The following is a 21,206-nucleotide window of genomic DNA, read 5'->3' on the forward strand; positions in this document are numbered from 1 at the left end:
CGCCAGTACGGTTGGTATGCTCATCTGGCGTCCGCGCAGCGAAGCATCGCGCGTGGCGCAGTAAAATCTAACGCCTAGGTCTGCTGCCCCACGCCCAATGCTTCGGCAAGCTCGGCATGACGACCGTTTTTATAAACCATCCAAGGCAAGCAAGGGCTTCGGGCTAGGCGCTTAGCTTGGGAGTTCGCGCAAATTGTGGTTATTTTGCGCCTCAATTGACTAGTGCGCCTACATTTTTTTAGATTGATAAATGGCTTTAATTAACACGATTCGGGAAAAATCGGGGGTAGCCGTGGGCGCCGTCGCCATCGGGATGCTGCTCTTCATCGTGGGCGGCGACCTGGTGGGCGGGCGCAACCGGCTGTTTGGCCGCGATGAAAATATGGTGGGGGAGGTGAACGGCGAGAAAATCGAGCTGCCCGAATTCACCGCGGCCCTGGAGCAAGCCAAGCAAAACTTTACCAATCAGCAGGGCCGCCCGCCCGACGACCAGGCCCTGAGCTACCTGCGCGAGCAAACCTGGAACCAGCTGCTGGCGCGCCGCGCCTACCAGCCCGAGTTTGAGAAGCTGGGTTTGCAGACTTCCGACGACGAAATTGTGGACTTGGTGCAAGGCGACAATATCAGCCCCAGCCTGAAGCAGGCCTTCACGGACCCCAAAACCGGGCAGTTCGACAAGGCTCGCCTCATCGACTACCTCAAGAACCTCGACAAGCTGCCGCCCGAGTCGCAGGCCGCGTTCCGCAACTTCGAAGCCAGCCTGCGCGAGTTCGACCGCCCGATGCTGAAGTACAACGCGCTGCTGAAGAACTCGGTGTACGTGACCGCGGCCGAAGCCAAGCGCTTCGATGAGGCCCAGAACGCTAAGGCCAGCTTCCGCTACCTGTTCGTGCCCTACACCAGCGTCTCGGATTCGGCCGTGAAGCCCACCGATGCCCAGCTGCAAGACTACCTCGACCGCCACAAGGGCCGCTACAAAGTAGAGGATGGCCGCAGCATCGAGTACATCGTGATTCCGGAAGTAGCCAGCAAGGACGACAGCGCCACCGTGCGCCAGAGCATCGACGGGCTAGCCCAGCAATTCCGCACCGCGCCCAACGACTCGCTGTTTGCCAAGCAAAACACCGACCCCGAGCACCCCTACAACCACGCCTTCCTGTCGCCAGCCGACCTGCCCGAGAAGCTGCGCCAGCAATTGCCCCTGAAAACGGGCGAGGTGTACGGCCCCTACGCCGAGAACGGCACCTACTCGGTATACAAAGTGGAGGCGGCCAAAGCCGGCGCTAAGCCCGCCGCCCGCGCTAGCCACATCCTTATCAAGCCCACCGCCGAAACGCCGGAGGCTAAAGCGGTGGCCAAAGCCAAGGCGCAGGACATCCTCAATAAAATCAAGGCCGGGGCTGATTTCGCCACTATGGCGCGGCAGTTTGGCTCGGATGGTACCAAGGAGCAGGGCGGCGACCTAGGGTGGTTCGACGAGAGCCGCATGGTGCCCGCGTTCAGCAAGGCCGTGTTTGCTACCAGCTCGGTGGGCTTGCTGCCCACGCTGGTCGAAACCAATTTTGGCTACCACATCGTGAAGGTAACGGCGCCCAAAACCAGCCAGACCTATCAGCTGGCCGCCATTGTGAAGGCCGTGCAGCCCAGCGAAGCGACCCAGAACGCCACCTACGACCGCGCCCAGCAGCTCAAGGCTGATGCGCCCGACCTAGAGGCCTTCCGCCAGCTCGTGACCAAGGACAAGACTCTGCAAAAGCAGGAAGCCAAGTACGTAGACCGCGCCGCCCGCTCGCTGGGTACCATCCAGAACGCCCGCGAAATCGTGCGCTGGGCCTACGGCTACGGCCCAGAAGGTGACAAAACCAACGTGGGCGACGTGCAACTGTTCGACATCGGCGACCAGCACATCCTGGCCGCCCTCACCGACACCCGCGAGAAAGGCACTGCCACGGTAGCTAGCGTGAAGCCCGAGTTGACCGCCGCCGTGCGCAATGAACTGAAAGCCAAGCAAATCATCGCCAAGCTGCAAGGCAAGACGGGCTCGCTCGACGACCTAGCCAAGCTGGCCGGCCCCGGCGCTCAGGTGCAAACCGCCGAGGGCGTAGCCCAGGGCCAGGGCACCATCCCGAACGTGGGCTACGAGCCCGAGGCCGTGGGCCGCGCCTTCGCCCTGAAAGCCGGCCAGAAGTCGGCCCCCATCCAGGGTGAGCAGGGCGTGCTGGTAGTAGAAGGCACCAGCGTGACGCCCGGCGCGCCTGCCGACGTGAAAACCTTGCGCACGCAGCTGGCCCAGCAACGCGCCCAGCGCCAGGACGGCCTGATTTACGAAGCCATCAAGGCCCACGCCGAGGTGAAGGACAACCGCTCGAAGTTCTTCTAAGCGTCGCGGCGACCCTAGGTTAGCGCCTGACTAAGTGCTGAGGCTGTGCGCCTCCACTTGGTCAGGCGCTTTTCTTGTATCTTGCCCGGCGGGCTTTCCTAGGGCTCGCCCAAAGCGCCATGGCTATGCTAGCAAAACCTCTTCTTTCCTTCACTAGGCGCGGGCTGCCGGGCTTACTGTTGCTAGCCCTAGGGTTGCTGCTGGGCCTGAGCCTTGGTCGGCATAGCTCTTGGGCTGTCGAGGCGAAGCCATTGGTGTATCCGTTGGCCCTGCTGCTGGCCGTGGTCGGGTGCAATCTGGTGGGTAGCTATGTGCACCAGCGCTCATTACATACCATGAAAAAGGAGCTGCTAGCCTCGGGCTTGCTAGTAGTGTCGCTCTGGCTGGGCTCCGTGGCCCGCTAGCCCGGCAGCTAGCGCAGCCCGTCGGCGGGCTGCATTTAAATAAGAAATGCGCAGAGACCGGCGGTTGAACAAAGTAATTGCACTGCGGCGTTGAGGCTTATTATCGTTGGTTCTATAGCTATGAAGACTATGCGTCGCTTATCGTTGTTGTTGCCGCTGGGCTGGCTGGCCGTGGCCGCCCCCGCGCACGCCCAGCCCACCTTCGGCGGCCCGCGCCCCGGCAGCTGGGCGCCCGTGAGCGGGGCCACGCTGGCCAAGGAATACGCCCGCCGTGGCGAGTATGAAAAGGCCGTTTTCCTATTCGGCCAGCTCAAGGACATCGAGCAAACCAGCCCCACCGTACTACCCGAGTACCTGGCCGCGCTGCAAGCCCAGAAGCGCTACAAAGACGCCGAAAAGCTGGTGAAGCGAGCCATCAAGCAGCACCCCGAAGAAGGCACTTACGGCGTGGCCCTAGGGGGCCTCTACGCCGCCAGCGGCGACGCAGCCGCGGCCGACAAGCAGTATCAGCGTGTCGTCAATCAACTCACGGCCGAGCAAGTGGCGCCGGTGGCCGCCGAGTTTGGCCACCGCGAGCTGCCCGCCTGGGCCGAGCGCACCTACCTGCGCGGCCGCGAGCTGGCCAAGAACAACTCGGAGTACGCCCCGCAGCTCATCCAGCTTTATACCCAAAGCCAGCAGCAAGACAAGCTGCTGGCCGAAACCCTGCGCCTGGTGCAGCAGGATGAGGCGCAGCTGCCCTTCGTGCGCAACATGCTCCAGAACGCTCTGCACGAAGAAAAAGACTTCGATGCGCTGGAAAAGCAGTTGGTAACGGCCGTGCAGACGCACCCCGAGCAGGGCGCCTACAGCGAGCTGCTGCTGTGGCTGCAAGTGCAGCGCCACGACTTTGCGGGCGCGTTGGTGCAGGCCCGCGCCCTCGACCGCCGCGGCAGCACCAAGGGCAGCCGCGTGCTGCAGCTGGGCAGCATCGCCGAGCGCAACAAGGACTACGAGAGCGCCATCGCGGCCTACGACTACGTGGTGCGCGAGTACCGCCAGGGCCCGTACTACCAAATAGCCCGCCAGCGCCTGCTGCAAGCCCGCGAGGCCCAAGTGCGCGACACCTACCCCGTAGACCAGGCTAAGGTGCGCGCCCTGGCCACCGAGTACGAAAGCCTGCTTGCCGAGCTGGGCCGCACGCCCGACACCGCCCCGGTCATTCGCAGCCTGGCCGACCTCTACGCGTTTTCGCTCGATGACAAGGCTAAGGCCATGAGCCTGTTGCAAGCGGTGGTGGCCATGCCCCGCGCCAGCGCCGACGTGGTAGACGAGGCCAAAACCACCCTAGGCGACCTCTACCTGCTGAAGGGCGAGCCCTGGGAAGCCACCCTGCTGTACTCGCAGGTCGAGAAAGCGCACCCCGAGGCGCCCCTGGGCTACGAGGCCAAGCTGCGCAACGCTCGCCTCAGCTACTTCGCCGGCGATTTTAAGTTGGCCCAGAGCCACCTCGATATTCTCAAGGAAGCCACGACCCGCGAAATCGCCAACGACGCTATGCAGCTCTCGTTGCTCATCCAGGAAAACACCGCCGAGGACACCCTAGGTACCGGCCTGAAGGCCTACGCCGCCGTGGAGCAACTCGTGTTCCAAAACAAGCTGGCCGAAGCCAAAACCGGCCTCGACAATCTGCTGCGCAACTACCCCGCCCACGCCCTCACCGACGATGCCCTCTACCTGAAAGCCCAGCTGCAACGCCGCACCGGCGACGCGCCCGGCGCCACCGCCACCCTCAAGCTTCTCACCGAAAACCCCAAGTACGATGTGCTCAGCGACGACGCGCTGTTTTTGCTGGCCCGCATTCAGGAGGAGGACGTGAAGGACAAAGCCCAGGCCCAGACGCTCTACCAGCAACTGCTGACCAAGTACCCCGGCAGCATCTACGTGGCCGAGGCCCGCAAGCGCTTCCGCCGCCTGCGCGGCGACGCGGTGCAGTAAAAAGGGCTATTATGAGTGCCTAGGTAGCTACAGGGAAGCTTTAGAGAGGAGTAGTGCCTTGAGTGAGAGAGTTGATGATGTCTCTTAAACGTTCCTTGAATAAACGTTATAAGACACAATGAAACATGCGCTGCGTCTCTTCTTGCTAGTGCTAGCTTGTGCCAGCATCGCAGGCGCATTAAAGATGGTAGTACCTCTCGCCTCGCCGCTAGGTAGTTGGCCTGTGTGGGCGCACGCCTCACTGCGTAATAAACTAGGGCTGCTTCTAGGGTTGCCCCTCTATGAGTTGGTTTACTGTGGGTGGGGGTACCTAGTAGGAATCATCGGTTTTTCCTTAACACGCTCACTATGGCGACACGCTCGGCAGGGCTATCAATGGGTGTTAGGACTCGGCGCATTGTTTGGAGCAGTGCTCTACCTGCTGCCGCGGTTTTTGTGGTACTGGCACGCCGCTACACTGTATACCATTCATGCCAGCGGAGCAGATACCAAGCCCTGGTTTGCGTGGATAGAATGGTCCCGGGACGGGGCATTGCTGAGCATCTACGCTTTTACTGGGTTGGTAGGGGCAGCACTGTATTACCGATGGGAACGCGCCCATATTAGTCCGTCGCTAAGTTTGAATGTTCACTAAATTTAGGCGAGGCATGCTATAAGCCCCTCCCTGAACAGCAGGCAATAAAAATAGAACTTTGGATAAGGTAGCAGTTGGCTTTTTTCGTTCTCATTTCTTGAATAAGCCACTCAGCGTAAGAATTCTTACAAACCCACTCTTTAAATAAGTGTAGGGTTTGGCTCGCTCAGCTATGGTACCTAGTGTAATACTTTCCTTGCAAGTACTATCTAGCTACCCGTACCTACCAGCGGCACCACCTCACTGCCCGCGCCTTGGTAGCTGACCTTGCTTCTCATGTGGACTTCTTCCCGCACGCGCTTACGCCGCCTGGAGGCGGCCTGGCACCAGCCGGCTACGCGCGCTCCTTACTTCCCCTTGGTCGCCCGCTACTACGACCACGTCCAGCACGAGCCCGCCTACCAGCGCCTACCGGACCAAACCTGGGAGGACCTGAACGGCGACTTGCTCTTTGGCCTGCTCGATGCGACGGTGAGCCCGGTCGGCCAGCAATGCCTCTACCACCGCCTGCGTAGCCCGCTCGCCGACGAGGCCGCCTTGCACGAGTTTGATGCGGCCGCGACCCTGTTGGCGCAGCAATCCGTAGCCCGCGGGCAAGCCTTGCTCGCCCTCGACCAGATGACGGCCCACGAGGCGTACTACCTGACCGATTTGTTGCAGGGGCAGCCCCTACCCACGTTGCCCGGCGCGCGTTTCGCGCCGTTGCTCGCGCTGGGGCTGTTGGCCACGTTGCTCGGGGGCTTTTGGCTCCCCGGGCTCTGGTTGGGTACGCTTGCGTTGGCCCTCACCAATACGGTATTTCACTTGTGGCAGCGCACACGGATTAGGAACTGTGTTCGCCCGCTGCTACAATTGGGCCGCTTACGCCGGGCGGGCCAAGCGCTGCAGCGGGCGGCCCTGCCCCTGCGGTCGCTGCAGCAGCTGGCCGCGCCCCTGGCCCGGCTGAGGGACATTATGTGGCAAGTTGCATTTTTTCAGGTGGAAGACAACTTGTTCGTGCTCGACCTGCTCAAGATGCTGCTGCTGCTCGACGTGCTGCTGTATGCCCGCTGCCGGGTGGCCGTGCAGCAGCACGCGCCCGCAATTCGGACGGTCTTTGAGGCCGTGGGCTACGTCGATTGCGCCCTGGCGGTGGCCAGCTTCCGCCAGCGCCACGCCACCTGCGTGCCGCACTTTGGGCCGGCGGCCGAGGGCATCCAGCTGCAAGGCGGCTACCACCCGCTGGTGCCGGGGTGCGTGCCCAATAACCTCACCCTGGCCGGGCAGGGAGTATTGCTTACCGGCTCGAACATGGCGGGCAAAACCACCTTTATGCGCACGCTGGGCGTGACTGCCCTGCTCGCCCAGACGGTAGCGACGTGCCCAGCAACCGCCTACCGCGCCCCGTTTTGCCGGGTGCTCACTAGCCTCAGCCTGGCCGACAGCCTGCCCACGGGCAAGAGCTACTACCTGGTCGAAGCCGAAACCATGCGGCAACTACTGCTGGCCTGCGACGCGGCCCCCGGCAGCTACCTGCTGCTGCTGGATGAGCTCCTCAAAGGCACGAATACGCAGGAGCGCGTCGCCGCTAACAAGGCCGTGCTGGCCTACTTGCAGCCGCGCAGCTGGGTAGTGGCGGCCACCCACGATGGGGAGTTGGGCGCGCTCTTGCAGTCCTGCTACGTCGAATACCACTTCTGCGAGACGGTCACGGCGGACGACTGGTACTTCGACTACCGCCTTAAAGCCGGTCCGCTGACCACGCGCAATGCCATTCGGTTGTTGGCGCGCCTGCACTACCCGGCGCAAGTGGTCGCCGCCGCACAGGCGCTCAGCGCCACGCTGGCTACCCGGGCGCAACCAGTTGGGCCGGGAGAAGGTACATCGGCTGATTTGACCAGGCGGGAGGAGGATTTAGTAGGCTAAATGACTTGCTATAAAGATACTATCCTGTATCGAGCGCAGTTTTTACTTGCTGGAAAAGCTGCCTCACTGAGCTTTACAAAAGGCCAAGTCACTTCCTTGGGTGCCGTCTGCCACAGCGCCACCTAGGCCTATCTAAAAAAGACGAACATCACCGCCAAAGCCAGGAGGAATACGACGTACATCAGGCCATCGGATAAAATGTACTGGCGGTAGCGCTGGTAAAACTCGCGGAGGCGGCTCATGGCAGGGGTAAAGAGCGGGCGAAGGTACGGCGGCTATTTTTTACGTACTTTTGAGGCTATTCCTGTTCTATTTATTAATGCCTGTTATACCTCTCAAGCGCTGGATATTTGCCCCCGACCCCGACCCCGACACAGTGGCCGGCCTCGAGGAGACGCTGAATATCAGTGCGGTACTAGCCCGGCTGCTGGTGCAGCGCGGCCTTACGACGCCCACGGCGGCGCAGGAGTTTTTCGAGCCTAAGCTAGCCGATTTGCCATCGCCCTGGCTAATGTGCGACATGGACCTCGCCGTGGCGCGAGTGATAAAAGCGCTCCACAATAAGGAGAAAATACTGGTGCTGGGCGACTACGACGTCGACGGCATCACGTCGGTGGCCTTGGTCGTGAGCTATCTGCGGCCGCTTGCCGAAGCCCCGGACACGCCCGAGGAGCAGAGCCGCTTCCAGCCCTACATCCCTGACCGGCACCGTGAGGGCTACGGCATCTCGCTGCAGGCCGTGGATTTTGCTAAATCTCACGGTTTCAGCCTAGTGATTGCCCTCGACTGCGGCGTGAAGGCCGTGGAGCAGGTGGCCCACGCCAATGACGTAGGGCTCGATTTCATCATCTGCGACCACCACTTGCCCGGCGAGGCATTGCCCGCCGCCGTGGCCGTGCTCGACCCCAAGCGCCTCGATTGCAGCTACCCGTACCCTGACCTGTCGGGCTGCGGCGTGGGCTTCAAGCTCCTGCAAGGCCTCACCGAGCGCCTAGGGCTGCCCACCGAGCCGCTCTACGCCCAGCTCGACCTCGTGACGGTGAGTATCGCCGCCGACGTGGTGCCCGTGACGGGCGAAAACCGCGTGCTAGCCGCCCACGGCCTGCGCCGCTTCAACGTGACGCAGGCGGCCGCCGCCCAGGCCACCGCGCCGCAAGTAGCCCAAACGGCCTCCGACACGGCCGATGGCCCCGCGCCGCGGCCCGCGCACGCCTCGTCGGCACTACCCTCCAGCGACGGCTTGCGCCCTGGCTTGGCGGCGCTGCACGAGCTAGCCGCGCCGCGCCAGGGTCCCTTGAGCCTCAGCTCGTTGGTGTTTGGCTTTGCGCCGCGCATCAACGCCGCCGGCCGCATGGGCGATGCCCACCGCGCCGTGAATATGCTGCTGGCCCCCACCCAGCAAGAGGCGCGCTACACGGCTGAGGTAGTCGACCACATGAACCAGGAGCGTCGCCTCTCCGACGCACGCACCACCCAGGAGGCACTGGCCCTGATTGCCGAAGACCCCGACGGAGCTACGTCGCCCGCTACGGTGCTGTTTCAGCCGCATTGGCCGCAGGGGGTGCTGGGCATCGTGGCCTCGCGCTGCCTCGACCAGTACTACCGCCCCACCGTTATTCTCACCGAAAAGGATGGCATGGCCACCGGCTCGTCGCGCTCCATTGCGGGCTTCGACGTGCACGAAGTGCTGGAAGCCTGCGCGCCGCTCCTGAGCCAGTTTGGCGGCCACCGGGCGGCGGCCGGCCTCACGCTGCCCGTCGAGAACCTGCCGGCTTTCCGGGCCCAGTTTATGCGCGAAGTGGCGGCCCGCGTGCCCACCGGCCAGCAACCCGTGCGGCCCGTGGACATCGATTCGTGGCTTGATTTTACCCAACTTACGGCCGATTTCCTGACCGAATTGCAGCGCCTGGAGCCCTTCGGCCCCGGCAACCCCGCGCCCGTATTCGCCAGCGCCGGCTTGCGGGCGGTGCCTTCTTCGGTGCGGCCCGTGGGCCAGGCCGGCCACCTCAAAATGCGCCTGATGCAGCCCGGGCAGTCGCCGGGCATCGTGCTCGAAGCCATTGGCTTTGGACTGGGGCACTACTTGCCCCGCCTGCTCGATACCCCGGAGGCACTCTTGCATGCGTGCTACATCCTGGAGATGAACGAGTTCCGGGGCCAGCGCACGTTGCAGCTGCGGCTGCTGGATTTGCGCTGGGAGTAGGTTAATGGGTAATTGGCGTAATGGGTAATGAGCGTAATGAGTCTGAAATGCGTTTAACCGTATTCAGAGTTATTACGCTCATTACCCATTACGCCAATTACCCATTAAGTCTTGCGTTACGTTTCTGTTGACCTCGAAATGAGCGGCCCCGACCCGCTGCGCCACCAGGTGCTGGAGCTAGCCGCCGTGGTGGAGGATACTAAGCGGGCTGCCGCCACGCCGCTGGCCGAGCTGCCCGCCTTCCGCCGCGCCGTGCGCCACCCCGAAATCTGCGGCACGGCCGGTGCGCTGGCCCTCAACGCGGGGCTGCTGCACGAGCTGGCCGACAAAACCAAGTTGGCCGCGCCCGACATCTGCCGGCCCGACGAACTGCTGCCCCAGCTACGCGAGTTTCTGCTGGCAAACGGCTTTCGGCCCAATAAAAAAGACTGCCTGAGCGTGGTGATGGCCGGCAAGAACTTCGCCACCTTCGACCTGCTCTTTCTGCGGCAGCTGCCCGGCTGGGGTACGCTCGTTAGGTCGGAGCCCGCCGTGCTCGACCCCGCCGCGTTTTACCTAAACTGGCACAAAGATTCGCGCCTACCCTCGATGCTCATCTGCCAGGCCCGCGCCGGCGATGCCGAGCCCCACGTAGCCCACGAGGCCCTCGCCGATGCCCTGGAGGTAGTGCGCCTGCTGCGCCCGTTCTACGAGCACCCGGCCTATAAGACAATTAGCAAGTAACAATGAGCAATTATCAACTCCTAGGGTGCGCTTGACACGACCCAGGAACTGATAATTGCTCATTGTTAATTGCTAATTGAAATCCTACCAGCTGCCACTGGCGCCGCCGCCGCCACTGCTGCCGCCGCCAAAGCCACCGAAGCCGCCACCACCGCCTCCGCCGCCAAAACCGCCGCCGCCGCCCCCGAAGACCCCGCGGCCGCCTGAGAAGTCGCCGAAAATGATGGGGGGCACAAAGCCGCCGCCTAGGCCGCCGCGCCCGTCTCGGCCGCCGCCCCCGCGCGAGCGCAGCAGGAAGATGAGCACCAGCACGCCGATAATTATCCAGAAAAAGGAGCCCGAGCCGGTGCGGTCGCGCCGGCCGCGGGTGCGTTGCGCGTCGGCTGGGTCAGCCTTATACTCGCCCTTGGCTAGGGCAATGAGCTGGTCGGTGGCCCGGTCGAGGCCCGCGTAGTACTGGTTCTGGCGGAAAGCTGGTATCAGCGTATTGGAGATGATGCGCTTGGCCAGCGCGTCGGGCACGGCGCCTTCGAGGCCGTAGCCCGTTTGGATGCGCGCCTGATGCTCCTGGATGGCCACCAGCACCAGGATGCCGTTGTTATTATTCTTGGAGCCAATGCCCCAGCTCTCGTAGAGCTTCTGGGCGTAGTCGGCAATCTCGCTGCCCCCTAGGGTGGGCACCGTCACCACCGCTATCTGCGAGGTCGTGCTGTCGTTGTAGCTCACCAGCTTCTGCTCCAGCGCGGCCACTTCCTGCGGCTGCATCACCCCGGCCAGGTCGTTGACCAGGCGCGGCGGATTGGGTACTGGTGGTAGCTGTTGGGCATGCGCCGCCAGCCCCAGGCCCAGCCACAGCAGCAAGCAAAGTAAGCTGCGCCAATGGAGCCCGCGTGACGGGCGAAAGACGGAGCGCGCCGTAGGTAGCGTTAAAAAAAACTGATTCATCGGCGGGGTGGCGAGGTAGGGGCGTCGTCCCCGTAAGAAATGGTATCGTCCAACTCGTTGGTGTCCGTAGCGGCGTCGTAAGGAAAAAACTGCTGGAGTTGTTCGCCCACCAGCTTGATGCCGTGCTCGAGACCTAGCACGTACTTCTCTTGCCGAAACTGACTCACTATCGTTTCCTTCACGGCTTCCCAAAACTCATCGGGCACCACCGAATTGATACCCGCATCGCCAACCACGGCAAACTGCCGGCTCTGCCAGGCCAGGTAAAACAGCACGCCGTTGCGCAGCTTGGTTTTGTGCATCTTCAGCTCGGCAAATACCTGGGCGGCGCGGTCGAGCGGCTCGGGCGTCGGGCATTTTTGCTCGAGGTGCAGCCTGATTTCGCCCGAGGTGCGCAGCTCGGCCTGTTTGATGGCGGCCACCAGCGATTCTTCCTGAGCCGGAGTGAGCGGAGAGGTCATGTTGGAGAGTTACGAATTAAAAGGCAAAAGTTATGAGTTGTGAGCTCGGCCAGCTATCCGGCCAAACTCACAACTCATAACTTACTATTTACAACCTACTTAAAACTGAACGGTGGGTGCTTTTTCCGACCCCTCAGCAGCCTTAAAGTAGGGCGCCTCCTTGAAGCCGAACATGCCCGCAAACAGGTTGTTCGGGAACGACTTCACAAAGCCGTTGTAGTCGTTGGTAACCGTGTTAAACTTGTTACGCTCCACGTTGATGCGGTTTTCGGTGCCCTCAATCTGGGCTTGCAGTTCCTGAAAGTTGGCGTTAGTTTTCAGCTCGGGGTAGTTCTCGCTCACCGCCAGCAGGCGGCCTAGGCCGGCCGAAAGCTGGCTTTGCGCCGCCTGAAATTTCTCGATGTTTTCGGGCGTGAGGTCGTTGGCATTTAGCTGCACGCTGGTGGCTTTAGCGCGGGCCTCGATTACGCCGGTCAGGGTGGCCTGCTCTTGCTTGGCGGCCCCTTTCACGGTGTTTACTAGGTTAGGAATGAGGTCAGAGCGGCGCTGGTAGGCGCCCTGCAGGTTGCCAACCTGAGCTTTCACGGCCTGGTCGCGCTGTACCATACCATTGTAGCCGCACGACGACTGCGAAAGAAGCGTGACCATCGCGGCGAAGTAAAGAAGAAGGCGTTTCATAAGGGTTTAAGGGTTTCTGAAAGCTGGCCGTTAATTTTGAAGGTCCAGCGGTGAGAAATGAGATAGTGTATCGCCGCAACCACCGCCGCTAGTTAGCGGTTGATGACCCGACCGGGGCAAAATACGCACGCGCCCCGCCACAGTTGTATAGCTGCTGCATTTCCCTGCCGCCTCCACCGCTGCTAGCCCTACCTTTAGCCGTATGAAAGCCATTATTCCTGTTGCCGGCATCGGCTCGCGCCTGCGCCCCCACACCCACACGCAGCCCAAGAGCCTGGTGCCGGTGGCTGGCAATACCATTCTGGGCCACATCATTGACCGGCTGAAAGCGGCGGGCCTCACCGAGTACGTATTCATTATTGGCTACCTAGGCGAAAAAATAGAGCAGTACGTGCGCGAGCGCTACCCTGAGCTCAACGCCACCTTCGTGGTGCAGGCCCCGCGCGAGGGCCTGGGCCACGCGCTGTACATGGCCCGCGAGACCTTCCGGCACGATACCGACGGCGTGCTCATCCTGCTCGGCGATACCATTGTGGACGTGGACCTGCCCGCCCTGCTGGCCCAGCCCGGCACCATCCTGGCCGTGAAGGAAGTAAAAACGCCCAGCCTGTTCGGTATCGTCGAAACTGGCCCCGATGGCCAGGTAAACCGCGTGGTCGAGAAGCCGCGCATCCCGAAGTCGAACTACGCCCTGGTGGGCCTCTACAAAGTTGCTAACGCCGAAAAGCTGGCCCAGGCCCTGGAGTGGCTCATTGCCACCGACCAGCGCACCCACGAGGAGTTTCAGCTCACCGATGCGCTCATGCACCTCATCGAGGAAGGCGAGGTGATGCACCCCGCCGCCGTGGACAACTGGTTTGACTGCGGCCGCAAGGAAACCCTGCTCGAAGCCAACGCCCGCCTGCTCGACCAGCCCGAGTTCTACGCCGCCCACGACTACCCCGACTTCACTGACACCGTTGTGATTCCGCCCGTGAGCATCGGCGCCGGCTGCCGTATCACGCACTCCATCATTGGCCCCAACGTGGCCATTGGCGAGGGCACCATCATTCGCAGCACCATCGTGAGCGACAGCATCATCGGCTCTTATTCCGAGCTGAGCTCGGCCGTCATGCATGACTGCATCGTGGGCTCCGACGCCTCGTTCCGCGGCCTCAACCACAGCCTCAACCTAGGCGACAACACGGAGATTGACTACAGCCAGGCAAGGGGGTAAAAATGGGTAATTTTAGGTAATGGGTAATGGGAGTAATAACTGAATAGCATTACTCCCATTGCCCATTACTCAACTACCACGTTATCAATAAGTCGCACGCCACCTAGGTGAGCCGCTACGCACAGCACCACCGGGCGGCCGGTGTCGTAGCTGCTGATTGGCTGCAAGGTTTGCGCGTCGGCTACTTCAAAATATTCGGGGGTAAACAATGGGTGCTGCGCTAGCGTGGCTGAGGCGTGCTGCTGCACTTCGGCTGGGAGCACCCCTAGGCGCACTTGCGCCGCCGCCTGCTGCAACACCTGGTAAAGCAGTGGCGCTGCCGCCCGCGTCTCGGGCGAGAGCCGGGCATTGCGCGAGGACATGGCCAAGCCGTCGGCTTCCCGCACCGTCGGGAACACGACTAATTCCAGGTCAAAAGAAAGGTCGGCAATTAATTGCCGCACAATGGCGACCTGTTGAAAGTCCTTTTGCCCGAAGTACGCCGCGTGCGGCCGGGCCAGGTGAAAGAGCTTGCTGACCACCGTAGCCACGCCGTTGAAATGGCCCGGCCGGTGCGCGCCCTCCATCACCCGCTCCAGCGGGCCGAAGTCAAAGCGCAGCACCGTTGGCTGCGGGTACACCTCGGCCACAGCGGGCATAAACAGCGCCGTGCAGCCCGCGGGCGCCAGAGCCGCAGCATCTTGCTCGGGCAGGCGCGGGTAGAGGCGCAGGTCGTCGGGGTTATTGAACTGCGTGGGGTTGACAAACACCGAAGCGATAATCTCGTCGCATTCGGCGGCGGCGGTGCGCACGAGCTGCAAGTGGCCTTCGTGCAGGGCGCCCATGGTGGGTATCAGGCCGATGCGCCGGCCAGCGGCGCGCGCCTGCTCGGCGTGGGCGCGCAGCTCGGCGGCGGTGGTAAAAATTAACATTCTTTAGTATAGCCTAAAAGCAAGGTTTGAATGAATTTTGTTGATTTTTCGCTAAAAAATGCGTAATTTTGTGTAGCCAAGCCTTGGCCTTTTCCTAAATCCTTTCCCAAGTTATCATGTCGAAGTTGCGCATCTTATACGCGGCCACCGAAATTGACCCTTTCCTGCAAACCACGAAAGTGGCTGAGCTGCTGCGCCGCCTGCCAGCCGCCATGCAGGAGGCCGGGGCTGAAATCCGGATTTTCGTGCCTCGCTTCGGCATCATCAACGAACGCAAGAATCGGCTGCACGAAGTAGTACGTCTCTCGGGCATCAACATTGCCGTGGGCGACGATGAAAAGCCGCTGGTAATTAAAGTGGCGTCGATTCCGACCGCGAAGCTACAGGTTTATTTTATTGACAATGAAGATTACTTCCACCGCAAATCGGCGCTGGTAGACAAAAACGATAAATTTCACGCGGATAACGACGAGCGCGCCATTTTCTTCTGCAAAGGTGTGCTCGAAACGGTGAAAAAGCTCGGCTGGTCGCCCGATATCGTGCACTGCAACGACTGGATGACCTCGCTTATTCCGTTGTACCTGAAAACTACGTACAAGAAAGACCCGGTTTTTAAGGATGCTAAATCGGTATTCACGGTCTACAACAACGAGTTCCTGGACAAGTTTGAGGGCAACCTGGTTGAGAAAGCCAAAATGCTCGACATCGACGACGAGATGCTGAAGGAGCTAAAAACGGCTGATTTCAGCGGCTTCGTGAAGCTCGGTATGCAGTACGCCGACACGGTGGTGCGCTCCGACGAGGACTTCTCCGATAACCTGAACGGCCTGTTTAAGGAATATGCTTCGCGCAAGCACCTAAGCCAGGTAGCCGCTGACGAAAACCTGCTTTCGTCCTACCAAGCGCTCTATAACGACCTCGCTAGCTAGTCCTCGCCCCGGAATATTCTCAGCCGTAGTAACTTTGCATTACCAACCGGCCGTTGGCACCGCGACAAGCGGTCCGGCGGCCGGTTTTTTGTTAATCCAAAATTTTAAAATTGCATTTGGTTAAGAAACTACGCCGTACTTTTAAGCTGGTTTTTAGCCTAATACTTTTCCTATAAAAATTTACGTTCACTCTTTTTTATCCTATAAGCCATGTGCGGCATTGTTGCGTATCTAGGTCATCGTGAGGCCTGTCCTATTATTTTGAAAGGGTTGCATCGCCTCGAATACCGAGGCTACGACTCGGCCGGCGTAGCCTTGCTCAACGGTAACTTGAACGTTTATAAGAAAAAAGGTAAAGTAGCCGACCTAGAAGGTTTTCTGAGCGACAAGGACACCCACGCCACCGTGGGCATGGGCCACACCCGCTGGGCTACCCACGGCGAGCCCAACGATGTGAATGCCCACCCGCACTTCTCTACCTCGGAGCGCATTGCCATCATTCACAACGGCATCATTGAGAACTACGCGGCCCTCAAAACCCACCTGGTGCAGCAGGGCCACGTGTTTCACTCCGACACCGATACGGAAGTTTTCGTCAACCTCATCGAGGAGATTCAGACGCAAAACGAGTGCACGCTTGAAGAAGCCGTGCGCCTGGCCCTGCACGAAGTGGTGGGCGCCTACGCCATTGTAGTGCTGAGTAAGGATGCGCCCGACCAGCTGATTGCCGCTCGCAAGGGGTCGCCGCTGGTAATCGGCATCGGCGAGGGCGAGTTTTTTGTGGCCTCCGATGCCACGCCAATCATCGAGTATACCAACGAGGTGGTGTACGTGAATGACCATGAGCTGGCCGTTATCCGCGGGGGGCAGCTGGCCATCCGCTCGCGCGAGGACGTGGTGCAGACGCCCTACATCCAGCGCCTGGAGCTGGAGCTGGATAGCATTGAAAAAGGTGGCTACGAGCATTTTATGCTCAAGGAGATTTTTGAGCAGCCCCGCTCCATCCTCGACTCGATGCGCGGGCGCCTCGAGCTGGACGGCGGCCACCTGAACATGGCCGGTTTCCGGGCTTATGAGCAAAAATTTGTTAATGCCCATCGCATCATCATTGTGGCGTGCGGCACGAGCTGGCACGCCGGCCTGGTGGCCGAGTACCTGATTGAGGACCTAGCCCGCATTCCGGTCGAGGTCGAGTACGCCTCGGAATTTCGCTACCGCAACCCCGTTATCTCGGAGCGCGACATTGTGATTGCCATCTCGCAGAGCGGCGAAACGGCCGATACGCTGGCCGCCCTGGAGCTGGCGAAGAGCAAGGGCGCCACCATTTTCGGCATTTGCAATGTAGTGGGCAGCAGCATTGCCCGCGCTACCGATGCGGGCGCCTACACCCACGCCGGCCCCGAAATCGGAGTGGCTTCGACCAAAGCCTTCACGGCGCAGGTGACGGTGCTGGTGCTGCTGGCCATGAGCATTGGCCAGCGCCGCGGCACGCTTTCCGAAACCAAGGTGCGCGAGCTGATGGCCGAGCTGCACAGCATTCCGGCCAAGGTCGAGAAGGCGCTGAAGCTCGACGCCGAAATTCAGGTCATTGCCGAAACGTTTAAGGATGTGCCTAATTTCCTATACCTAGGGCGGGGCTACAACTTCCCGGTGGCCTTGGAGGGCGCGCTCAAGCTCAAGGAAATCAGCTACATCCACGCCGAAGGCTACCCGGCCGCCGAGATGAAGCACGGCCCCATAGCCCTCATCGACGAGAACATGCCGGTGGTCGTGATTGCGACTCGCGACAGCTCGTACGAGAAGGTAGTGAGCAATATTCAGGAGGTAAAAGCGCGCAAGGGCCGCATCATCGCCGTAGTGACGGAGGGCGACACGACCATTCCGGCCATGGCCGAGTTTGTGATTGAGGTGCCGCCTACTTCGGAGGTCCTGACGCCCCTCGTGTCCGTTATTCCCCTGCAACTGCTGAGCTACCACATTGCCGTGCTGCGCGGCTGCAACGTAGACCAGCCCCGCAACCTGGCCAAGTCGGTGACGGTGGAGTAACCGGGCACCCTAGGTCATTAACCCAAAAACCCCGCTGGCCAGCACCAGCGGGGTTTTTAACGCAAGCTTGCTGCTCTTTTATGCGCGTGTTGTCTTGGCTATCCTCCCAGATGCTAGTAACCCTGGCGGCGGGGGTGTGTGTGTTGCCCCTCAGCGTGTTGGCATTTTATAGTCATCCCGCGCTCGATGACTTTGCGATTGGAAATTACCTGCGTGGCCGCCCAATGGCAGACTATGTAGCAGGAGTGTATCGCCATACTTCCGGGCGCTATTCGGCTTCATTGTTTAGTGTGGTAATAAAGTTTTTTGGGACGCACCCGCAGGCGTATCAGGCCCTGATTTTTGGCGGTTTAAGCAGCTTTGTGCTTAGTCTTTATGCAGTGACTGCCGGGGTGACCGGGCGGGCGAAGGCTGGCAGTGAACTAGCCGTGGCGCTGGGTAGCTTGTTGACTATTATTGCCTTGATAAAATTTCCGTGGCCCGCGGAGGGAATATTCTGGCTAACGGGCTCCGTCGCGTACCTCTATCCAGCTACTCTAACGGGCGTATTAGTCGCCTTACTCTGTTGGCTATACGGCAGGCCATCGAGTGCGCACTGGCTGCAGTGGGCAACCGCAATGCTACTATGCTTTCTGATTCCGGGCTTTAGTGAAGTCACTGCGCTATTACTGCCGCTGGTCTACATAGGCGCAGCAGGGGCACTGCGGGTGCCCGCCTGGCGCGGGCCGTGGGGTGGGCTAGGGGCAGCCATGTTGCTAGGCAGCTTACTAACCCTCGCCTCGCCAGCTCACTTTGCAGAGTGGCATACCCTTGGCGCCGGGCACGGCGCTAGCGCTTTGGTAAAGGCCATGGTACTAGCTACCGGCGGCATGGTCTACTGCGTAGTAAACTGGCTAGGCGATGGGATACTTTTGCTAGTGCTACTGCTTGGGCTACCGCTAGCAGCAGCACTAGCCCAAGCCGATACGCACTCATCCTTGCTGCACCGCCTCACGCGACAGCCTTTGCTGTGGCCTCTGCTCACGCTGGCTGGGGTGTGGGTGGCTTTTTTGTTTTGCCATGTGGCATCGGGCCTTGCGCCCGCCCTGCGGGTGAAAAACCTACTATACCTCTACTTTGTGGCGGGGCTGCTGCTTAGTGCCTACAGCTGGGCCAGCCGCTTCGAGGCGCGCTACGTGGCACTGCTGGTAGCCCGGCCAGTACAGATGGGGCTGACTGGCTGGCTGCTGGTCGCCTGCTTATCGGACCATAACGTGCACCTAACGCACGACAGCATTGGGGCGGGAAGCAATACCGTCGTGCAGGCCTACCGCGATTGGCTTGGGGGCAGTGCCGCTCGCTACGACCAGCAACAGCGCGCTCGGGTAGCCTTCGTGCATACGGCGCCGTCCAGCGCTGCGCCCCTGCGTTTGGACCCCTTGCGTGAGCGACCTCAGACCATCTTTTACTACGATATCTCGGCCAATGAAAACCTGTGGGGAAACGTGGCTTACGCCCAGTTTTACGGGTGCCCGGCGGTATACGTGTCGGAGAAAGACGAGCCTCGCTAGCTTATTATAAGGAGGTGGAGCCGGGGCTTCGTGCGTTACTTTGACACACCAACTTAACGTACTTTTTCACCCCATGCCCCACCAGATTATTTTTTCCGACCAGGCGCCCGCGCCCATCGGGCCCTACTCGCAGGCCATTAAGGCTGGCAATACCGTGTACGTATCGGGCCAAATACCGCTCGATGCCGCTGGGCAGCCCGTGGGCGCGGGCGACGTGAGCGCCCAAACCCACCAGGTGCTGAAGAACCTGACCGCCGTGCTCGCCGCCGCGGGCCTGGCCCTCACCGACGTGGTGAAGTGCTCCATCTTCGTGAAGGACCTAGGTAACTTCGCCATTATCAATCAGATATACGGTACCTATTTTGACGAGGCCACGGCCCCGGCCCGCGAAACCGTGGAGGTGAGCCGTCTGCCCCGCGACGTGGAGGTGGAAATCTCGTGCATCGCCGTTGGCGAGTAGTGAAATGGTGAGATAGTGAGGTGGTGAATTCTCAGCAAGAAGCTTATCAATTCACCACCTCACTATCTCACCATTTCACTACTGCCGTACCTTTGGGGTATTATGAGTGAAAGACCTGTTCGGGTGCGCTTTGCACCCTCGCCGACTGGCCCGCTGCACATTGGCGGCGTGCGGACGGCCCTTTACAACTACCTGCTGGCCCGCAAGCTGGGCGGCACCATGATTCTGCGCATCGAGGACACCGACCAGAATCGGTTTGTGCCCGGCGCCGAGGACTACATCCGCGAGAGCCTGGAGTGGGTGGGCATTGAGCTCGATGAAAGCCCCTGGAAGGGCGGCCCCCACGCCCCCTACCGCCAGAGCGAGCGCAAGCCCATGTACCGCGCGTACGCCGACCAGCTCATCCGCGACGGCTACGCTTACTACGCCTTCGACACCCCCGAGGAGCTCGACGTAATGCGCGAGCGCCTGCAGGCCGCTAAGGTGCCCAACCCGCAGTACAACAGCATCACGCGCGCCCAGATGCGCAACTCGCTGACCCTGCCCGAGGACGAAACCCAGGCCCTGCTCGACGCGGGCGCGCCCTACGTTATTCGCCTCAAGGTGCCGCGCAAAGAGGAAATCCGCTTTCAGGACATGATTCGGGGCTGGGTGGTGGTACACTCGAGCGCCGTTGATGACAAGGTGCTGATGAAGTCGGACGGTATGCCGACCTACCACCTCGCCAACATCGTGGACGACCACCTGATGGACATTTCCCACGTCATTCGGGGTGAGGAGTGGCTGCCCTCGGCGCCGCTCCACGTGCTGCTCTACCGCTACCTAGGCTGGGAAAAGACCATGCCGCAGTTTGCCCACCTGCCGCTGCTGCTCAAGCCCGACGGCACCGGCAAGCTCAGCAAGCGCGACGGCGACCGCCTAGGTTTCCCAGTGTTTGCCCTGGAGTGGCGCGGCACTGACGCTGAAACCGGCGAGCCCACCGTGAGTCGCGGTTACCGCGAGGAGGGATACCTGCCCGAGGCACTGGTCAACTTCCTAGCCTTCCTGGGCTGGAACCCTGGCACCGCGCAGGAGATTTTCTCGATGCAGGAGCTGGTTGAAGCCTTCACTATCGAGCGCGTGAGCAAGTCGCCCGCCAAGTTTGACCAGGCCAAGATAAAGTGGTTTAACGAGCACTACCTACGCGCCAAATCCAACGTCGAGCTGGCGCCCTACCTGCTCACCGCGCTCGCCGAGCACGGCATCACCTGCTCGCCCGAGAAGGCTGAGCAAGTAGTGGGCGTGATGAAGGAGCGCGTCAGCTTCCCGCAAGATTTCTGGCAGGAGGCCAAGTATTTCTTCGAGGCCCCGACTGAATACGACCAGGCGGTCGTCAGCAAAAAATGGAACCCCCAGGTGTCGGCAGCCCTGGTCGCCTACGCCGAGGCCCTGCCCGCTGACTCGGAGCCCAGCGCCAACGCCGAAGTGCTCAAGAGCATCTTTAACGATACCACTGCCGCCCAGGGCCTCAAGCCCGGCCAGGTACTGCAAGCCCTGCGCGTGGCCGTGACCGGCGCTGGCGCCGGCCCCGACCTTTTCGAGACCCTCGCCATCTTGGGCACGGGCGAAGTAAGCGGGCGCCTGCGCGCCGCCAGCGAGCGCCTAGGCTAGCTAAAATTGCACTGTACACAAAAGCCCCCTGGCCATTTTGGTCAGGGGGCTTTTGTGTTTTTTTATTCATACTGAGAATAATCATTTTTTGTAAGGTTGGTCTCACCCTAGATTTGAATGCTATCTATTAAGGC

16 protein-coding genes are annotated in these 21,206 nt (G+C 60.9%); 12 read left to right on the plus strand and 4 right to left on the minus strand.

Going from position 1 to position 21,206, the window contains the following annotated elements; all coding sequences use genetic code 11:
• The first annotated feature begins 250 nt into the window (after window positions 1–250).
• The 6 genes from ACFSDX_RS00535 to ACFSDX_RS00560 all read left to right on the plus strand — a co-directional run bounded on the left by ACFSDX_RS00535 (window position 251) and on the right by ACFSDX_RS00560 (window position 10,226).
• Window positions 251–2,380, plus strand: a complete 2,130-nt coding sequence (locus tag ACFSDX_RS00535) for a peptidylprolyl isomerase (RefSeq protein WP_382311056.1) — start codon at window positions 251–253, stop codon at window positions 2,378–2,380.
• 125 nt (window positions 2,381–2,505) lie between these two features.
• Window positions 2,506–2,784, plus strand: a complete 279-nt coding sequence (locus ACFSDX_RS00540) for a hypothetical protein (protein WP_382311058.1) — start codon at window positions 2,506–2,508, stop codon at window positions 2,782–2,784.
• A gap of 129 nt (window positions 2,785–2,913) precedes the next feature.
• Complete coding sequence (locus ACFSDX_RS00545; RefSeq protein WP_382311060.1) at window positions 2,914–4,761, plus strand: tetratricopeptide repeat protein; 1,848 nt, start codon at window positions 2,914–2,916, stop codon at window positions 4,759–4,761.
• Between the two features lie 910 nt (window positions 4,762–5,671).
• Complete coding sequence (locus tag ACFSDX_RS00550; RefSeq protein ID WP_382311062.1) at window positions 5,672–7,300, plus strand: MutS-related protein; 1,629 nt, start codon at window positions 5,672–5,674, stop codon at window positions 7,298–7,300.
• 319 nt (window positions 7,301–7,619) lie between these two features.
• The gene (locus ACFSDX_RS00555) at window positions 7,620–9,503 is read left to right on the plus strand and encodes a single-stranded-DNA-specific exonuclease RecJ (RefSeq protein ID WP_382311064.1); all 1,884 of its coding nucleotides are present in this window, start codon (window positions 7,620–7,622) and stop codon (window positions 9,501–9,503) included.
• A gap of 111 nt (window positions 9,504–9,614) precedes the next feature.
• On the plus strand, window positions 9,615–10,226 hold the full coding sequence (locus tag ACFSDX_RS00560) for a 3'-5' exonuclease family protein (RefSeq protein WP_382311065.1): 612 nt from the start codon (window positions 9,615–9,617) through the stop codon (window positions 10,224–10,226).
• Between the two features lie 84 nt (window positions 10,227–10,310).
• Here ACFSDX_RS00560 and ACFSDX_RS00565 read toward each other — a convergent pair whose 3' ends face one another.
• From ACFSDX_RS00565 to ACFSDX_RS00575, 3 genes are all read right to left on the minus strand, one after another.
• On the minus strand, window positions 10,311–11,087 hold the full coding sequence (locus ACFSDX_RS00565; protein ID WP_382311067.1) for a TPM domain-containing protein: 777 nt from the start codon (window positions 11,085–11,087) through the stop codon (window positions 10,311–10,313).
• Between the two features lie 80 nt (window positions 11,088–11,167).
• Complete coding sequence (locus ACFSDX_RS00570) at window positions 11,168–11,632, minus strand: TPM domain-containing protein (protein ID WP_382311069.1); 465 nt, start codon at window positions 11,630–11,632, stop codon at window positions 11,168–11,170.
• Between the two features lie 99 nt (window positions 11,633–11,731).
• A complete protein-coding gene (locus tag ACFSDX_RS00575; protein ID WP_382311070.1) occupies window positions 11,732–12,310 on the minus strand; it encodes a LemA family protein in 579 nt (192 codons plus the stop codon).
• A 202-nt stretch (window positions 12,311–12,512) separates the two neighbouring features.
• On the opposite strand from ACFSDX_RS00575, the gene ACFSDX_RS00580 reads away from it, so the two are divergent.
• Window positions 12,513–13,526 carry a sugar phosphate nucleotidyltransferase gene (locus ACFSDX_RS00580; protein ID WP_382311072.1) on the plus strand — a complete coding sequence of 338 codons (1,014 nt, stop codon included), beginning with the start codon at window positions 12,513–12,515 and terminating at the stop codon, window positions 13,524–13,526.
• A 65-nt stretch (window positions 13,527–13,591) separates the two neighbouring features.
• Here ACFSDX_RS00580 and panC read toward each other — a convergent pair whose 3' ends face one another.
• Window positions 13,592–14,437 carry a pantoate--beta-alanine ligase gene (gene panC, locus ACFSDX_RS00585; RefSeq protein WP_382311074.1) on the minus strand — a complete coding sequence of 282 codons (846 nt, stop codon included), beginning with the start codon at window positions 14,435–14,437 and terminating at the stop codon, window positions 13,592–13,594.
• 116 nt (window positions 14,438–14,553) lie between these two features.
• Between panC and ACFSDX_RS00590 the strand changes: the two genes are divergently transcribed.
• The 5 genes from ACFSDX_RS00590 to gltX all read left to right on the plus strand — a co-directional run bounded on the left by ACFSDX_RS00590 (window position 14,554) and on the right by gltX (window position 21,072).
• A complete protein-coding gene (locus ACFSDX_RS00590) occupies window positions 14,554–15,366 on the plus strand; it encodes a glycogen/starch synthase (protein ID WP_382311076.1) in 813 nt (270 codons plus the stop codon).
• Between the two features lie 210 nt (window positions 15,367–15,576).
• Complete coding sequence (gene glmS / locus ACFSDX_RS00595) at window positions 15,577–17,412, plus strand: glutamine--fructose-6-phosphate transaminase (isomerizing) (protein ID WP_382311077.1); 1,836 nt, start codon at window positions 15,577–15,579, stop codon at window positions 17,410–17,412.
• A 224-nt stretch (window positions 17,413–17,636) separates the two neighbouring features.
• Window positions 17,637–18,962, plus strand: a complete 1,326-nt coding sequence (locus ACFSDX_RS00600; protein WP_382311079.1) for a DUF6056 family protein — start codon at window positions 17,637–17,639, stop codon at window positions 18,960–18,962.
• A 73-nt stretch (window positions 18,963–19,035) separates the two neighbouring features.
• Entirely contained in the window at window positions 19,036–19,422 is a 387-nt protein-coding gene (locus ACFSDX_RS00605) for a Rid family detoxifying hydrolase (RefSeq protein ID WP_382311080.1), read from the plus strand.
• Window positions 19,423–19,524: 102 nt separating this feature from the next.
• Window positions 19,525–21,072: a glutamate--tRNA ligase gene (gene gltX, locus ACFSDX_RS00610; RefSeq protein WP_382311082.1), complete on the plus strand. Its 1,548-nt coding sequence runs from the start codon at window positions 19,525–19,527 to the stop codon at window positions 21,070–21,072.
• Window positions 21,073–21,206 lie beyond the last annotated feature (134 nt).

Source organism: Hymenobacter bucti (genome assembly GCF_042681145.1).
Classification (GTDB): domain Bacteria; phylum Bacteroidota; class Bacteroidia; order Cytophagales; family Hymenobacteraceae; genus Hymenobacter; species Hymenobacter bucti.

Coding starts and splice junctions, on each gene's coding strand:
- panC (WP_382311074.1), bottom strand. CDS start 14,437: ATGTTAATTTTTACCACCGCCGCCGAGCTGCGCGCCCACGCCGAGCAG.
- ACFSDX_RS00540 (WP_382311058.1), top strand. CDS start 2,506: ATGCTAGCAAAACCTCTTCTTTCCTTCACTAGGCGCGGGCTGCCGGGC.
- ACFSDX_RS00575 (WP_382311070.1), bottom strand. CDS start 12,310: ATGAAACGCCTTCTTCTTTACTTCGCCGCGATGGTCACGCTTCTTTCG.
- ACFSDX_RS00555 (WP_382311064.1), top strand. CDS start 7,620: ATGCCTGTTATACCTCTCAAGCGCTGGATATTTGCCCCCGACCCCGAC.
- ACFSDX_RS00605 (WP_382311080.1), top strand. CDS start 19,036: ATGCCCCACCAGATTATTTTTTCCGACCAGGCGCCCGCGCCCATCGGG.
- ACFSDX_RS00590 (WP_382311076.1), top strand. CDS start 14,554: ATGTCGAAGTTGCGCATCTTATACGCGGCCACCGAAATTGACCCTTTC.
- ACFSDX_RS00535 (WP_382311056.1), top strand. CDS start 251: ATGGCTTTAATTAACACGATTCGGGAAAAATCGGGGGTAGCCGTGGGC.
- gltX (WP_382311082.1), top strand. CDS start 19,525: ATGAGTGAAAGACCTGTTCGGGTGCGCTTTGCACCCTCGCCGACTGGC.
- ACFSDX_RS00600 (WP_382311079.1), top strand. CDS start 17,637: ATGGCAGACTATGTAGCAGGAGTGTATCGCCATACTTCCGGGCGCTAT.
- ACFSDX_RS00550 (WP_382311062.1), top strand. CDS start 5,672: ATGTGGACTTCTTCCCGCACGCGCTTACGCCGCCTGGAGGCGGCCTGG.
- glmS (WP_382311077.1), top strand. CDS start 15,577: ATGTGCGGCATTGTTGCGTATCTAGGTCATCGTGAGGCCTGTCCTATT.
- ACFSDX_RS00570 (WP_382311069.1), bottom strand. CDS start 11,632: ATGACCTCTCCGCTCACTCCGGCTCAGGAAGAATCGCTGGTGGCCGCC.
- ACFSDX_RS00580 (WP_382311072.1), top strand. CDS start 12,513: ATGAAAGCCATTATTCCTGTTGCCGGCATCGGCTCGCGCCTGCGCCCC.
- ACFSDX_RS00545 (WP_382311060.1), top strand. CDS start 2,914: ATGCGTCGCTTATCGTTGTTGTTGCCGCTGGGCTGGCTGGCCGTGGCC.